This window comes from Paralcaligenes sp. KSB-10, from assembly GCF_021266465.1.
In the GTDB taxonomy this organism is placed as follows: domain Bacteria; phylum Pseudomonadota; class Gammaproteobacteria; order Burkholderiales; family Burkholderiaceae_B.
Window position 1 is genome coordinate 162,077 of record NZ_CP089848.1, and the last position, 14,673, is coordinate 176,749.

General features: G+C 58.8%; 17 protein-coding genes. 2 read left to right on the forward strand and 15 right to left on the reverse strand.

Going from position 1 to position 14,673, the window contains the following annotated elements:
- Positions 1-6 precede the first annotated feature (6 nt).
- The 3 genes from LSG25_RS00735 to LSG25_RS00745 form a co-directional block, all read right to left on the reverse strand.
- Positions 7-933 carry a carbohydrate ABC transporter permease gene (locus LSG25_RS00735; protein ID WP_232742827.1) on the reverse strand — a complete coding sequence of 309 codons (927 nt, stop codon included), beginning with the start codon at positions 931-933 and terminating at the stop codon, positions 7-9.
- Positions 930-1,964, reverse strand: coding sequence for an ABC transporter ATP-binding protein (locus LSG25_RS00740; RefSeq protein WP_232742828.1), 1,035 nt, complete (start codon positions 1,962-1,964; stop codon positions 930-932). The genes LSG25_RS00735 and LSG25_RS00740 overlap by 4 nt, the downstream gene beginning before the upstream one ends.
- A 65-nt stretch (positions 1,965-2,029) precedes the next feature.
- Complete coding sequence (locus LSG25_RS00745) at positions 2,030-3,418, reverse strand: ABC transporter substrate-binding protein (protein WP_232742829.1); 1,389 nt, start codon at positions 3,416-3,418, stop codon at positions 2,030-2,032.
- Positions 3,419-3,656: 238 nt separating this feature from the next.
- Between LSG25_RS00745 and LSG25_RS00750 the strand changes: the two genes are divergently transcribed.
- Positions 3,657-4,382, forward strand: a complete 726-nt coding sequence (locus tag LSG25_RS00750; protein WP_232742830.1) for a haloacid dehalogenase type II — start codon at positions 3,657-3,659, stop codon at positions 4,380-4,382.
- A gap of 81 nt (positions 4,383-4,463) precedes the next feature.
- Here LSG25_RS00750 and selD read toward each other — a convergent pair whose 3' ends face one another.
- From selD to argF, 6 genes are all read right to left on the reverse strand, one after another.
- Positions 4,464-5,516: a selenide, water dikinase SelD gene (gene selD, locus LSG25_RS00755; RefSeq protein ID WP_370635927.1), complete on the reverse strand. Its 1,053-nt coding sequence runs from the start codon at positions 5,514-5,516 to the stop codon at positions 4,464-4,466.
- Entirely contained in the window at positions 5,513-6,622 is a 1,110-nt protein-coding gene (gene mnmH / locus LSG25_RS00760) for a tRNA 2-selenouridine(34) synthase MnmH (protein WP_232742832.1), read from the reverse strand. The genes selD and mnmH overlap by 4 nt, the downstream gene beginning before the upstream one ends.
- On the reverse strand, positions 6,619-7,272 hold the full coding sequence (locus tag LSG25_RS00765; protein ID WP_232742833.1) for a glutathione S-transferase family protein: 654 nt from the start codon (positions 7,270-7,272) through the stop codon (positions 6,619-6,621). Before LSG25_RS00765 ends, mnmH begins: the two co-directional genes overlap by 4 nt.
- 54 nt (positions 7,273-7,326) lie before the next feature.
- A complete protein-coding gene (locus LSG25_RS00770; RefSeq protein ID WP_232742834.1) occupies positions 7,327-7,788 on the reverse strand; it encodes a GNAT family N-acetyltransferase in 462 nt (153 codons plus the stop codon).
- A 101-nt stretch (positions 7,789-7,889) separates the two neighbouring features.
- The gene (locus tag LSG25_RS00775) at positions 7,890-8,519 is read right to left on the reverse strand and encodes a LysE family translocator (protein WP_232742835.1); all 630 of its coding nucleotides are present in this window, start codon (positions 8,517-8,519) and stop codon (positions 7,890-7,892) included.
- Positions 8,516-9,463 carry an ornithine carbamoyltransferase gene (gene argF / locus LSG25_RS00780; RefSeq protein ID WP_232742836.1) on the reverse strand — a complete coding sequence of 316 codons (948 nt, stop codon included), beginning with the start codon at positions 9,461-9,463 and terminating at the stop codon, positions 8,516-8,518. The genes LSG25_RS00775 and argF overlap by 4 nt, the downstream gene beginning before the upstream one ends.
- A gap of 149 nt (positions 9,464-9,612) precedes the next feature.
- Between argF and LSG25_RS00785 the strand changes: the two genes are divergently transcribed.
- Entirely contained in the window at positions 9,613-9,924 is a 312-nt protein-coding gene (locus LSG25_RS00785) for a DUF3579 domain-containing protein (protein ID WP_232742837.1), read from the forward strand.
- Positions 9,925-10,087: 163 nt separating this feature from the next.
- Here LSG25_RS00785 and rpsT read toward each other — a convergent pair whose 3' ends face one another.
- The 6 genes from rpsT to LSG25_RS00815 form a co-directional block, all read right to left on the reverse strand.
- On the reverse strand, positions 10,088-10,351 hold the full coding sequence (rpsT, locus tag LSG25_RS00790; RefSeq protein WP_232742838.1) for a 30S ribosomal protein S20: 264 nt from the start codon (positions 10,349-10,351) through the stop codon (positions 10,088-10,090).
- Positions 10,352-10,442: 91 nt separating this feature from the next.
- Entirely contained in the window at positions 10,443-11,999 is a 1,557-nt protein-coding gene (murJ, locus tag LSG25_RS00795; RefSeq protein ID WP_232742839.1) for a murein biosynthesis integral membrane protein MurJ, read from the reverse strand.
- 15 nt (positions 12,000-12,014) lie between these two features.
- Positions 12,015-12,773 (reverse strand): 3-hydroxyacyl-CoA dehydrogenase, encoded by a 759-nt coding sequence (locus LSG25_RS00800; protein ID WP_232742840.1) that lies wholly within the window; start codon positions 12,771-12,773, stop codon positions 12,015-12,017.
- Between the two features lie 51 nt (positions 12,774-12,824).
- On the reverse strand, positions 12,825-13,499 hold the full coding sequence (gene adk / locus LSG25_RS00805; RefSeq protein WP_232742841.1) for an adenylate kinase: 675 nt from the start codon (positions 13,497-13,499) through the stop codon (positions 12,825-12,827).
- A gap of 190 nt (positions 13,500-13,689) precedes the next feature.
- Complete coding sequence (gene kdsB, locus LSG25_RS00810; RefSeq protein ID WP_232742842.1) at positions 13,690-14,454, reverse strand: 3-deoxy-manno-octulosonate cytidylyltransferase; 765 nt, start codon at positions 14,452-14,454, stop codon at positions 13,690-13,692.
- The gene (locus LSG25_RS00815; RefSeq protein ID WP_232742843.1) at positions 14,451-14,642 is read right to left on the reverse strand and encodes a Trm112 family protein; all 192 of its coding nucleotides are present in this window, start codon (positions 14,640-14,642) and stop codon (positions 14,451-14,453) included. The genes kdsB and LSG25_RS00815 overlap by 4 nt, the downstream gene beginning before the upstream one ends.
- Positions 14,643-14,673: the final 31 nt, after the last annotated feature.

Sequence of the window (14,673 nt, forward strand, 5' to 3'; positions counted from 1 at the left end):
GCCATATCAACTTACCTCGGTGCGGCGCGCTATGGTCAGCAACAGCACGACGACGGCCACCAGCAAAGGAAAGAGGAACAGCGATATGGCCGCGCCTTCGGCCAGGTCGCCGCCCTGTATTCCGCTGAAAAAGGCCAGGCTGGCCAGGACCTGGGTGGTGTCGTAGGGGCCGCCGCGGGTCAGGACATAAATGATGATCATGTCGGTAAATGTGAATACGATCCCGAACAGCAGGGCCACCAGCATGACGGGCATGACCAGCGGGATGTTGATGCGAAACAGATGCCGCCAGAAGCCTGCCCCGTCCATGGCTGCGGCATCGTGTATATCTTGAGGAATGCCGCTCAGGCCGGCCAGAATAATCACAGTCGCAAGAGGCAGCAGGCGCCAGACATCCACCATGACGATCGAGATCATGGCCAGGTCTGGCTGGCCCAGCCAGATGGGCCACGCGTTCGGACTCAGCAGGCCGGTCATTTGCAGAGTCCGGTTGATGACGCTGTAGACCGGGTCGAAGATCCAGAGCCATCCGATGGTTCCCAGCGAAATCGGAGCCACCCAGGGAAGCAGGATCAACAGCCTCACCAGCCATTTGCCGCGAAAGTCGCGGTACAAGGCCATGGCCAGAATCTTGGCCAGGATCACGACCAGCAATTGCGAGGCCAGGGTGAATACCAGCGTGTTGCGCATCGAGCGCCAGAAGGTGTCGCTGTCCATGACGCGCCGGAAGTTTTCCAGGCCGACAAAATGCAGCGCGTGGGTGCCGACTGTGGCGTCCGACAGGCTGTAGTAAATCGACAGCAGGAATGGGAAACCGACCAGCAGCGTAATGTAGACGATTGCAGGAGCAAGCATGCAGCGGCCCAGCCATTTGTCGTCTTCGAGCAGATGGCGTTTTATGCGCGGCGCGGGCATGGCGTGGGCCTGGTTCATGCCGGATTTTCTCCCAGGTTCAGTCCCGATTTCGGGTCGAACCATCGCAGGTCCCGGCGGCGCACGGCGAATGTGTAGCGCGCGCCAGCCTCGACCGAGGTCTCGACTGTGCAGGGGATGCGTGAAATGACTTTGACCTGGGGCAGAGGCGAATCCAGTACGCCGTAGACCAAACGGTCCGAGCCCAGGTTTTCTATGCGGGTGACATGCAATGGAAACGTGTTTGTGGCTGCGTCGACCGGGTAGGCCTCGCGTGGCAGGAAGTGTTCAGGACGAAAGCCGGTCGTCGGCTTGTCGGCTTCGGTTATCAGGTTCATGGGCGGCGAGCCGATAAAGGTCGCGACAAAGGTGTTGGCGGGATGTTCGTAGACATCATGCGGAGAGCCGAGCTGGAGAATGCGGCCATGATCCAGAATGGCAATGCGGTCGCCCAGGCCCAGCGCTTCCGTCTGGTCGTGAGTGACATAGATGGTGGTCGTTTTCAGCCTGCGTTGAAACTGCTGCAGTTCGTCGCGCGCCGAGATCCGTAATTTCGCGTCCAGATTGGACAGGGGTTCATCCAGCAGAAAGACCACGGGTTCGCGTACCACCGCGCGCGCCAGCGCGACCCGCTGGCGTTCTCCGCCGGATAATTGACGCGGTTTGCGCAAGAGCAAGTGGCTGATGCCGAACATGCTTGCCGCCTGTTCGACTTTGCCGTTGATGGTGTCGCGTGGCGCACCTTGTGCCTGCAGGGGAAAGGCGATATTGCGGTACACGGTAAGGTGCGGGTACAGTGCATAGCTTTGAAATACCATGGCCATGTTGCGGGCTCTGGGCGGCAAGTCGGTGACATTGCATTCATTGACCAGAATATCGCCGGACGTGGGGGTCTCCAGCCCGGCGATCATGCGCAGCAGCGTCGTTTTTCCCGATCCCGACGGCCCCAGCAGCACCAGGAATTCGGCTTCGCGTACCGCAAGGTCAATGCTGTCGACGGCATTGCCGCCATCGAAGCGTTTGGAGAGCGAGCGGGTTTCTACAGTGGCCATTATTCTTGGTTCTCGCGTAGGCGTTCAGGCTTGAGCTAAAGCCTTGGCCCCATCGGCGCGCTTGCTCACACCATGCCGCGCTCGTGCCATTTGGCGAATATGCGCTTGCAGCTTGCTTCGGCCTGCTTCAAGGCATTCTCGGGTGTTTCGTTCCCGGTGGCCGCCTTTGCGAACATGGTATTGAGCACCCAGGTATTGAAAATCTCGTCCGTAGCCGCATTGGCATATCCCGGATAACCTACATTGGTGGCCTGATGCATCAGTGTGCCCAGTATTTTGTATTTGTCGTGGGGTTGGGCTTTGGGGTCGTCGGCAATCAGTTTTTCGAGATCCGGCACGGTACTGGGAAAACTGGGAAAATTGTAAAACTGGCTTCCTAGAAAGCCTTGCCGGAAATTGTCGATGTAGTCCACCAGAAATTTCTTGGCCCCGTCGATATTCTCGGCGAATTTCCAGATCACATAGCAATCCATGACGTGTTCCATGCCGATACGCCGTCCCGGGCCTTGCAGGGCTTGCGTCAGCTGGATTTTCGGCGTGATCGGGATGTTCTTGTTTTCACCTTCCCGGGTTACCGAAATAGCGTTGAGGCAGAGCGAGATTTTGCCAGCCAGCATGGCGCGGTTGTTGGAAGAGGCATCCCAGGCCAGGACCTGGGCGGTCATCGTGTCGTGATACAAGGCCTTGACGAACTTGATCGCTTCCAGGGTCTGCTTGGAGTTCAGTATCACCGTGCCATGTTCATCCTGTACGGATCCGCCGAAGGCGAACAGCACAGTGCGCATTGCCATCGCGGTATCGAGCTCGGCCGATAGGCCGATTCCAACGGGGATATTGTGCTTCTGCTTGATCTTGCGTCCGGCGGTCAATACATCATCCCAGCTGTTCGGGGCTGCCATGCCGACATCGTCCCACAGGTCCTTGCGGTAATTGACCGGGTCGGGTACGAAACTGTCGGAAAAAGCAAAATATTTTTTGGTCTTCGGGTTGTAGGTGCTCTTGACGGCCAGGTCCACCGGTTTGCCGTGTTTGCGTTCGCATTCCTCGTAGATTTCCCGATGATCGATGACCTGGTCTTCATAGACAGGCGGTGGCGACAGGAACATGAACAGGTCATGCCCTTTTTGCGCCGACACTTCCGCCGCTGCGCGGGTGCTCAATGCCGGGATGCCAACGTGATCCACAATGACACTGGTATCGTTTTTTTGACCCCACTCCTTCACGTAGGTGTTGTCGAACCACTGATCGTAAGCGGGCACGAAGTGATTCCACTGAAGTATTTTCAGGCTGCGGTTTGCCGCATAAGTCTTGTTGATGAAAAAGAAGGGACCGATGCTGGTAGCCAATCCGGCCGCGCCCACGGCCTGGAGAATGTGTCGCCTATGCAAATTGGTCCGGACAGGCTGGGCAGAGGTATTCTGTCGTGTACAGCCTTTTTGTGTATCGTTAGCCATGGCTGTCTCCTAAGTAAAGAGATGCAGGCTTCGTCATGAGGGGAGCGGCGATGGCCCGCTTTCTTTATGTTAAAACTTTTACTTACACAAAGTAAATAAAAAGTAAATAGAAAATTCTATTTATTTCGTTATGAATCGTATCTGTTTTATATGAGATTGCTGGCAAGCGGCGGATTTGTCGAACCATCGCGGCAGCAGTCTCCGAAATTTTTCTTGATCGGCATAGCGCCAGGAGGGCATGGTGGGTATTGAATCAGTCAAGGCATTGGTTTTCGATACATTTGGCACGGTAGTGGATTGGCGCGCATCCATTGCCCGCGAAATGGCCGAATTCGGTGCGGCGAAGGGTATCCAGGCCGATTGGCTGGCCTTTGCCGACGCCTGGCGCGCGGGGTATGTGCCGGCCATGGATGGTGTGCGCAGCGGCAGGCGGGTTTGGGCAAATATCGATGTCCTGCACCGTGAGCGCTTGAATGAATTGCTTGGAGATTTTGGGCTTTCGGGCCTGTCCGAAACCGAAATACAGCATGTAAATAAAGTATGGCATCGGTTGAACCCCTGGCCGGACAGCGTGCCGGGGCTTACGCGCCTGAAGCGGCGTTATATTATCTCCACTTTTTCCAACGGCAGCGTTGCATGCCTGGTCGGTATGGCCAAACATGGCGAAATCCCCTGGGATGCCGTTTTTTCCGCCGATGTGGTGCGGCATTTCAAGCCTGATCCTGAAATCTATCTGGGCGTGCAAGCCTTTTTCGACCTGCGGCCGCACGAAGTCATGCTTGTGGCGGCCCATAACAACGACCTGCGGCATGGCCGCCTGCACGGCATGCGTACCGCCTACATCAACCGGCCAACGGAATATGGCCCGGATCAGAAAAAAGATCTGAATGCCGAAGAGGACTGGGACCTAGCCGTGGGCGGCATAGACCAGCTTGCGGATATATTGCTGGCAGGCGGCCATTGAGCAAGTAAAAAAACGGCACAGCGGCTTTAACTTGCCTGCATTATCAAAAAGCCGGGAGTGGTGCGGATCGTTGCCGCTTTGTCATGCGGCAACGATCCGAGGCTCGCCTGCGGCCATTGAGCCGATCACGGTCGCACGTTCAAAACCGTCGTTGTGGAATATATCCAGCACGTGGTTCACGGCCGAAGGCGTGCACGAAACCAGCAAGCCTCCCGAAGTTTGGGGGTCGGCCAGCAAGGTGCGGGCAGTGGCCGGCAGGCTCTTGTCCAGTTCGACGTCGCTGCCGTAGGATGCCCAATTGCGGCCTGACGCGCCGGTATATATACCGGCATCGACAAACTCACGCACGCCATCGAGCCAGGGCAGGTCGGCATAGCGAATGTGTGCCGTCAAGCCTGCGCCGCGGCACAGCTCCAGCAAGTGGCCCAGCAGCCCGAAGCCGGTGACGTCCGTCATGGCATGCACATCGGGCAGGGCGGCAAGCGGCGTGCCGGGCCGGTTCAATTGTGTGGTGGCGGCAATCATGGCTTCGTAGCCGGCCTTGCCGAGAAGATTTTTCTTCAGTGCCGCCGACAGTACGCCTACACCCAGGGGTTTGCCAAGTACCAGCACGTCGCCCGGACGAGCGCCGGTATTGCGGACGATCCGTTGCGGGTGCACCAGGCCGAGCGCGGCCAGCCCGTATATCGGTTCGACCGAATCTATCGAATGCCCGCCGGCTATCGGAATGCCCGCACTGGCGCAGATTGCCGAACCGCCTTCCAGTATGCGGGCTATCGTGTCGTGAGGCAGTACATTGATGGGCATGCCCACCAGGGCCAATGCAAGTATGGGTTTGCCGCCCATGGCATAGATGTCCGAGAGTGCGTTGGCGGCGGCAATCCGGCCGAAATCATAAGGATCGTCGACGATGGGCATGAAAAAATCGGTCGTTGCCACGATAGCCTGCTCGTCATTGAGACGATACACCGCCGCGTCGTCCGAGCTTTCCGTGCCTACCAGCAAATCGGGAAATCCCCGCAGGGCCGGCATGTTCTTGAGCAAGTCGGCCAGTACGCCCGGCGCAATCTTGCAGCCGCAGCCGCCTCCGTGAGACAGTTCGGTCAGGCGGGGGGGAATAGAGGTCGTGGTCATGGTGTGAGCTTTCCGCATGCAGCATCCGCGGGCGCGCAAGGCGTATCGCCCGCGTGGGCTGCCGTAATTTGTTGAAGTAGCAGCCGGGCCTGTGGCAGGCCGTCGACTCCATTGGGCCTGAAGATGAAAGGCAGCGCGCGGCTGATTTCCTGAAAATGCGCATGGCTGCTGCGCGCATAAGCGGGGTCGTAGTGCTGTTCCACCAGTTCGCCGAACAATTGCGCACGGGCGCCGCTGTCGATCAACTGATGCCAGTGCTGGATAGTCTGCTTGCTGTGCAGGCCGGCAAGCCGGTCCAGCAGTTGTTTGAAGTGTTCCGGCTCGTCGAACAGATGCGAGTAGTCCTGCAGCAGGAAGGTGATGCGGTCTTCAATGGATGCTTCAACTTCGATGCAGGCGCCGCGATGGATGGCGTCGAGCAGCGGCCGGGGCACGCTGATTACGCCGATACGGGAGCTTTCCGCTTCCACGAATACCGGCCGTGCGGGGTCGAAATGACTGAGGGCGGATGTCAAATCCGACTCGAAACGTTTTTGCGATGGCTGCTTGTGGCCTGGCAGCGCGCCCAGCAGCGAGCCGCGATGGCGAGACAGATGCTCCAGATCCAGCACTTGTTCGCCTGCCTGACCCAGCGCTTGCAGCAAGCGGGTCTTGCCCGTGCCGGTGTGTCCTGTAAGGACGCGGTACTGAAAGCGGGCCGGCAGGCTTTCCAGCGAATCGAGGACCCAGCGGCGATAGGTTTTATAGCCACCTTCGAGTTGCCGTGCCTGCCAGCCTATCATGTTGAACCAGGTCGTCATGGAACCGGAACGCTTGCCGCCGCGCCAGCAGTAGATCAGCGGACGCCACTGGCGCGGTTTGTCGGCAAACAGCGTTTCCAGATGGTGGCCTATATTTTTGGCGACCAGGGCGGCGCCCAGCCGCGTGGCTTCGAAGGGCGACACCTGCCGGTACATGGTGCCGATGACGACCCGCTCCTCGTTGCTCAATACCGGCGCGTTGATTGCGCCGGGTATGTGGTCGTCGGCATATTCCAGCGGTGTCCGGACATCGACGATTTCGTCGAAATCGGCGAGCCGGGACAGCGGGGCGAGCAGGGTTTTCAATTTGAAACTGCAAAGAAGGGGGCTTTGATGCCTTCGTCGGCGAACGTACGCCGGACTGACGGCCTGGCCGCAATCCGTTCCAGGTATTCGCCCAGGCGAGGGCGCTTGACTGCCGGATGGGACATTCCCCTGGTCCAGCGGCAGAGCATCATGAGGTAAATATCCGCTAGGCTGTAATTGTTTCCGGCGAGATAGTCGCGATTTTGCGAGGCCAGTTCGGCCTCGATGATGTCCAGCATTTGGCCGACCCTGGTTTCGGCATGCTGCTTGACCTGGGCTGCGCCCGCCGCATCATCGATCAGCCGCTCCGGATAGAAATAGCTGATCAATTCGGCCTGCAGGGTGGTGGCGAGATACATCAGCCACTTATAACATTCCGAGCGCTGCGCGCTGCCGGGCGGCGGCATCAGTTTTGCCTGCGGGTGATGGTCGGCCAGGTGCAAACAAATGGCGGCCGTCTCGTAAAGCACCAAATCGCCATCGATCAGCACAGGGATGCGCCCGCTTGGGTTGAGCTTCAGGTATTCCGGGCTTTTGTGCTGATTGTTGGCACGGTCGACAAACAGCAGCTCGTAGGGAGCACCGATTTCTTCAAGCACTACATGGGGCGCCAGGCTGGCGTTTCCCGGATGGTAATAAAGCTGATACATGTGTCGGGTCTTTGTTCTCGTGTCGATGGGGCGTGTCGTGCCTGGCGGATCTGCTTATAGCGCTTTCCGGTATATAACGAATCCGGGTTTTTCGGCAAGCGCATCATACAGCTTCATTGCCCTTGCATTGGTTTCGTGCGTCTGCCAGTACACGCGCGTCGATCCCGCCGCTTTTGCGCGATCGTAGACCGCGTTGATCAATGCTCGCCCGATTCCTTTGCCTCGCGCGCCTTCGGCCGTGAATAAATCCTGCAGATAGCACGTTGGTTCTATTGTGATCGTATTTCGATGGAACAGATAATGAACCAGGCCAAGCAGCGAGCCGTTGCATTCCGCGACCAGTGCGTGCATGGGCTCGTAGGCGTCGAAAAAGCGCGACCAGGTCATTCGGCTGACATGCGCGGCCAGAGCGGTGGGGCCGGCGCGTCCGTAGAATGCGTTATAGCCGTCCCAGAGTTCCGACCAGGCGGGGAAATCGGATGCGAGGACGGGCCGGACATGAATCGTGTCTGACATGGTGCTTACTCCCAATGTTGAATCCGGGCCCGGCGCGGGCAAGCGGGATACTGCAAGTGTCTGGCTTCACGCAAGGGATAGGTGCCGGACATGTGCGGTCCTCAGGTCCGGGCGGTAGTTTGCAATGTGGCGCTTGCAACGGCGGCGGCGATAAGCAGGGTTCCGCTGGTTTTGTTGATGGCGCTGATCGTTTTGGCGTTGTGCATGAAGCGGCGCGCGCGCGTGGCGATGAATGTGTAGGTGATCAACGAGCAGAAGGCCAGTGTCAGGAATGTCGCTTCGGTGATCAGCAGTTGTGGCAGAAAGGCGCTGCGGTGGTCGAAAAACTGGGGCAGGAAGGCGATGAAGAAAGTGACGGACTTCGGGTTCAGTGCCGTTACTATCCATCCGTGGCCGAACATTCTGGCGCTAGAGCTTGCTTCGGTGCAGGGCCGGGCCTCGAGTGTGCCGCTGGCCTTCCAGAGTTTGAGTCCCAGCCAGGCCAGGTATGCGGCACCGGTCCATTTCAGAACGGTGAACAGAGTCGCGGAGGCCGCGAGCAAGGCTCCCACGCCAAGCAGCGACAAGGTCATGGCGGTTACGTCGCCCAGCAGGATGCCCGCAACCAGAGGCAGCACTGGCCGCCATCCCTGGCCGAGCGCGTACGAAACCATCAGCAGTACGGTGGGCCCCGGGATAAAGAGCAGGACGGCGGAGGTGGCCGCCAGTGCCAGCCAGGTTTCCAGAATCATGCTTGCGCCACCTGGCCGCGAAGTAAAAATTCCATCAGGGCTTTTTGCACATGCAAGCGGTTTTCGGCTTCGTCCCAAACCACGCTTTGAGGCCCGTCGATGACGTCGCCCGTTACTTCTTCGCCGCGGTGGGCCGGCAGGCAGTGCATGAAGACGGCTTGCGGGTCGGCCTGGGACATCATGTCGGCATCGACACACCAGTCGGCGAAGGCGAGGCGGCGTTCTTCGTTCTCGTTTTCGTAGCCCATGCTGGTCCACACGTCGGTGGTGACCAAGTGCGCGCCACGGCAGGCTTCCATAGGGTCGTTGAATTCACGCAGTATGGCATCGGATGGCTGCCCTATGCGTTCGGGATCCAGCCGATAGCCGCTGGGGGCCGAGACATGCAGGCGAAAGCCGAGTATTTCGGCGGCCTGCAGCCACGTGTAGGCCATATTGTTGGCGTCGCCGATCCAGGCCACGACCTTGTTTTCGATCGAGCCCTGGTGTTCGATAAAGGTAAAAATATCGGCCAGGATCTGGCAGGGATGGTATTCGTTGGTCAGGCCGTTGATGACAGGCACGCGGGAATGAGATGCAAAGCGTTCGATGCGGGTTTGTTCGAAGGTGCGGATCATGATCAGATCGACCATGCGTGAAATAACCCTTGCGGTGTCCTCGATAGGCTCGGCGCGCCCTAGTTGCGAGTCGCCGGTGGTCAGGTGTATGACTGAGCCTCCCAGTTGGTACATGCCGGCTTCGAAGGAGACGCGCGTGCGGGTGCTGGCCTTTTCAAACACCATGGCCAGATTCCGGTCGTGCAGAGTATGGTGCGGCTCGTATCGTTTGAATTTGTCTTTGATGAGGCGGGCGCGATTCAGCACGTAGTGAATTTCATCTTTGGAAAGATCGCGAAATTGCAGAAAATGTCTGAGAGGACCTGTTTGTGGTGTAACGAAAGACATGTTGAACCCTGGGAGAAAAAACCTATGCCGGCGTTCCATGCGGGAATGCCCATAAAAGTTTATCGTCGGAAAGTATCAATCATATACAATCCGCAGCGCAGGGGAAATTCGGTACGCTTAAATTGGGTACAATCCGTCCGCGGAAGTCTATGACAGCTATTGTGCAACAATTCATTATTCACGGCATTACTCTGACTGGTCAATCTTTTCGTCCCAGCGACTGGGCCGAACGCTTGGCCGGCGTGTTGTCGCAGTTTCGCCCGGCCGGCTGCGCGGGGGGGCACCTGACTTATTCGCCCTACGCCTTGCCGACATTGATCGACGGCGTGCGCTGTGTGGTGGTCGATCTGCGCCTGCGCGAACTCGAGCCCCTGGCGTGGAAATTCGCCTGCGAATTTGCGCAGGATAACCAGTTGCAGACCAGCGAAAAACAGATCCAGGAGCCTCCTTCGGCGCAATAGGGGCGCGGCTCGCGGCAAGACATGCCGCCTGGCCGGACTATCCGTTGCGCGGCCGTCGCCTCCAGGGCAGAACATTCAAGGCAAAAAAAAGACGCCGGAGCGTCTTTTTTTCTGTCGAGCGGAAACTCGGCCAGTATGCTTTGCTTTTTAAACCGGAAACCGATCAGGCCAGCGCTTTAACAGCGGCTGCAAGCCGGCTCTTGTGGCGAGCAGCCTTGTTTTTGTGAATGATGTTCTTGTCGGCAATGCGATCGATAACGCTGCTGGCTTTCTGGAAAACCTCGCCGGCAACGGCTTTGTCGCCCGCGGCAATGGCTTGACGCACACGCTTGATCGAGGTGCGCAGCATGGAACGCAGGCTGGCGTTGTGTTTGTTGCGCTCAACCGATTGGCGGGCACGCTTACGAGCTTGGGCAGTATTGGCCATATTGTTACTTACTTAAATATTGGTTTAATTCAGCAAAGACAGCTATTATATATGAGCAGGCTTTTTATGTAAAGCAGCACATAAGCACAGGCTACCGATGCCGCCGTGTAAAATCGCGCGGTCGAAAGCCGCATGCCAGCAAGGTTCCAAAATATAGCAGGCCGCTGCCGAGCAAGACCCCGGCCAGCCAGAGTACCCTGCGCCCCGGGTGGGGGGCCAGGGCGACCCAGTCGATGCTGTGATTGACGACGAGCAGACCCGCAGTCAGGGCGGCCAGGGCTGGAATTATTCTCAGCGCAAAACGGCCCCAGCCCCTGCCGGGCTGATACACCTTGCGACGATGCAAAATGACGAGCAGGCACAGGGCGTTGACGGTGGCTCCCAGGCCTATCGACAGGGCCAGCCCGGCATGCGCCAGCCGCGGTACAAAAATCAGGTTGAAAATCTGGGTCAGGACCAGTACGAATACGGCAATCTTGACGGGGGTGCGTATGTCTTGCTTGGCGTAAAAACCCGGGGCCAGGATCTTGATTGACAGCAGTCCGATCAGGCCCACGGAGTAGGCCATGACGGCCATGCGTGTTTGCAGGACGTCGTGGCCGTTGAAGGCCCCGTAATTGAACAGGGTGGCAACCAGTCCATCGGAAAGCAGCGCCATGCCCAGGGCCGCAGGCAGGCCCAGCAGCAATACCAGGCGCAAGCCCCAGTCGAGCAGGGCGCTATAGCCCAGATGATCCTGCCGGGCATGGGCTGCCGACAAACTGGGCAGCAGGACCGTGCCCAGGGCCACGCCCAGCAGCGCCGTTGGAAATTCCATCAGGCGATCGGCAAACGATAACCAGGTAACGCTTCCCGGCGTGAGCCAGGTGGCGATATTGGTATTGATCAACAGGGAAACCTGCGCCACCGAGACGCCGAGGACAGCGGGCAGCATTTGCCGCATGATGCGCTTGACCACAGGGTCCCGCCAGGCTTGCCGTACCCTGGGTGTATAGCGCGGCAACAGGCCTAGCCTGGCCAGGGCCACCCATTGCACGAGCAATTGGGCCAGGCCGCCGATCATGACTCCGGCGGCCAGGGCATAGATGGGGATGTCGAAGTATGGGGTCAAAAACAGGCTGGCCCCTATCATCGCGAAGTTCAGCAGGACCGGCGTAAACGCGGGTACGGCAAAACGGCTCCAGGTGTTGAGCACGCCCGAGGCGAACGCCACCAGCGACATGCACACAATGTAGGGGAACATCAGCCGGGTCATCCAGACCGCGGCCTGAAATTCGGTTTGCCGCGCCGCGCCGCGCATGCCGCTGGCCATGGCACTGACAACCCAGGGGGCGCCAACTATACCGAGCAGGGTAACCGCCATCAGCGCAACGGTGAGCAGCAAGGCGACACGATCAAGCAGAACGCGTACCTGTTCGTGCGAGTTTTTGTTGCGTGCCTGGCCGAGGATGGGGACAAAGGCCTGCGAGAACGCTCCTTCGGCGAAGAGGCGTCGCAGCAGATTGGGAATGCGAAACGCGACCCAGAAGGCGTCGGTGAGCGGGCCGGCCCCGAAAGCACTGGCGATCAATACATCACGGATCAGGCCGGTGATCCGTGAAAACAGGGTAAAGCTGCTAACTGTGGCGGCTGACCGGAGCAGGCTCATGAAAAGATGGCCCGATTATTTGGGGGCCATGCGAATCGCGCCATCGAGACGGATTGTCTCTCCGTTGAGCATATCGTTGGTGATGATGCTGTTGACCAGCTTGGCGTAATCTTCGGGCCGGCCCAAACGGGCGGGGAAAGGGATGCTGGCGGCCAGCGAGTCCTGGACTTCCTGAGGCATGCCGAAAATCATGGGGGTACCGAAAATACCCGGTGCGATGGTGCAGCATCGTATGCCCGCCTTGGACAGGTCGCGAGCGACCGGCAAGGTCATCCCCACGACTCCGGCCTTGGACGCGGCATAGGCAGCCTGGCCTATTTGCCCGTCGTAGGCCGCGACCGAGGCGGTATTGATCAGCACGCCACGCTCGCCGGTGGGTTCGGGCGTGTTCTCGCTCATGGCGGCGGCGGCCAGGCGCGACATATTGAACGTGCCGACAAGATTGATCATGACCACTTTTTGAAACAGATCGAGAGGGTGCGGGCCATTTTTACCGACTATGCGCGAGGCCGGGGCGACGCCCGCGCAATTGATCAGGCCAAAAATGGAGCCGAGCTTTTGGGCCGCGGCAATGGCGGCCTGCCCATCGGCTTCCTGGGTAACATCGCAGTGTACGTAGACCTGACCCAGTTCAGCGGCAAGTTTTTGGCCCGCCTCGTCTTGCAAGTCGGCCAGCACGACGCGGGCGCCTTCGGCCACCAGCATCCGGGCGGTGCCGGCGCCCAGCCCGGATGCTCCGCCCGTTACGATGAATACTTTATTTTTGATTTCCATGAGTTCGTCTCTGTTTTTGTGTCTGTAGTCTGTCTGCGGTTGCCAGGCCCGCTAGGCGATGGGTTGTGGTTGCGACTGCAGGGCCTCGAAGACCCGCGCCCTGATTTCGTCGACGCTGCCCAAGCCGGAAATTTGCCGGAATGCGGGCGCCGCGGCCGCGCCGCTGCGGGCCCAGGAAGAGTAGTACTCGACCAGAGGCCGTGTCTGTTCGCGATAAACAGCGAGACGATGACGCACGGTTTCTTCGCGATCATCGTCGCGCTGCACCAGCGGTTCGCCGCTTATGTCGTCGATTCCCGGCGTCTTGGGCGGGTTGAAAAGGATGTGATAGCTGCGTCCGCTGGCCGGGTGTACGCGTCGCCCGCTCATGCGTTCGATGATATTTTCTTCGGGAACCACCATTTCGACAACGTAGTCGAGCGCAACATGCGCTTCTTTGAGCGCGTCGGCCTGTGGAATGGTACGGGGAAATCCATCGAACAGATAACCGGGGTCGCAATCCGCTTGCTGCAGGCGATCCCGCACCAGGCCTATGATGATCTTGTCCGATACCAGGCCGCCGGTGTCCATGATTTTCTTGGCTTCAAGGCCCAAGGGGGTCTGCGCCTTGACGGCGGCACGCAGCATATCGCCGGTCGAAATTTGGGGGATTCCGAATTTTTGGGTGATAAACGCTGCCTGGGTGCCTTTTCCGGCGCCGGGGGGACCGAGTAGAATCAGTCGCATGAATTCCTCTCCTGGAGTTTTTTAACTTTTTCCGATTATGCCGCAACGCAGCAATTTCTGCATGGGGCGGGAACGATTACATTTTCAAATTGATCGTGCACGTGTACGCGAAACACGGACGGTACACAAGCGGCGGGACGTGAAGCCCACCAAGTGCGCGGTTAATTTAGAAATGGAATTGGAAGACGATTTATAACCGATTTACAAAAGCCTGGCGTACCCGGATCAAGTCGCTTTCAGTGTCGACCCCGGCTGCGGGATGTTCGTGAGTGATGTATACCGCGATCGAATAGCCGTTTTCCATGGCGCGAAGCTGCTCGAGCGATTCGAAGCGCTCAAGTTGCCCAATCGGCAAGGAGGGAAATTTTTCAAGAAAGCCTACCCGGTAGGCATACAGGCCGATATGGTGCAGCGCTGGAATATCCGCAGCCAGCCTCTGCTGGCCATCGGCCAATGCGTCGCGTGCCCAGGGTATCGGGGCGCGCGAAAAATACAAGGCGTGCTGGCGCTGGTCGCATACCACCTTGACGACGTTGGGGTTGAACAGCGTATCGGCCTGGGTAATCGGACTGGCGCAGGTGGCGATGGCGGCGTCATGGTCCTGTGCGAGCAGAGCTGCGACCGCATTGATTTGCATCGGATCGACAAGGGGTTCGTCGCCCTGGACATTGACCACTATGGTGTCGCCCGCCAAGCTTAAACGGCTGGCGACTTCGGCCAGCCTGTCGGTGCCGGTGGGGTGATCGGACCGGGTAAGCAGCGCTTCGAAACCGTGGGCCTGGACTACGGCCTGAATATGGCCATCATCGGTGGCGACGATGACCCGGTCGGCCAGCGAACGCGCTGCCTGTTCGGCGGTACGCACCACCATGGGTTTGCCCGCGATATCCAGCAAGGGTTTGCCGGGCAGCCGGGTTGACGCCGAGCGAGCGGGAATAATGGCAATGAAGCTCACGCTGCGCTCGCGCCGGATGGGCTGGCATGCAGGTCGCGGGCCTCGTTTTCGAGCATGACAGGAATGCCGTCGCGTATCGGGAAGGCCAGCTTATCGGCGGAACAAATCAGTTCCTGGTGTTCACGTTCATAGTGCAGGGGCCCTTTGCAAAGAGGGCAAACCAGAATTTCAAGCAGGCGGGATTCCATGGCAGACTCCTGGCAATAATAGGTTCAAGCC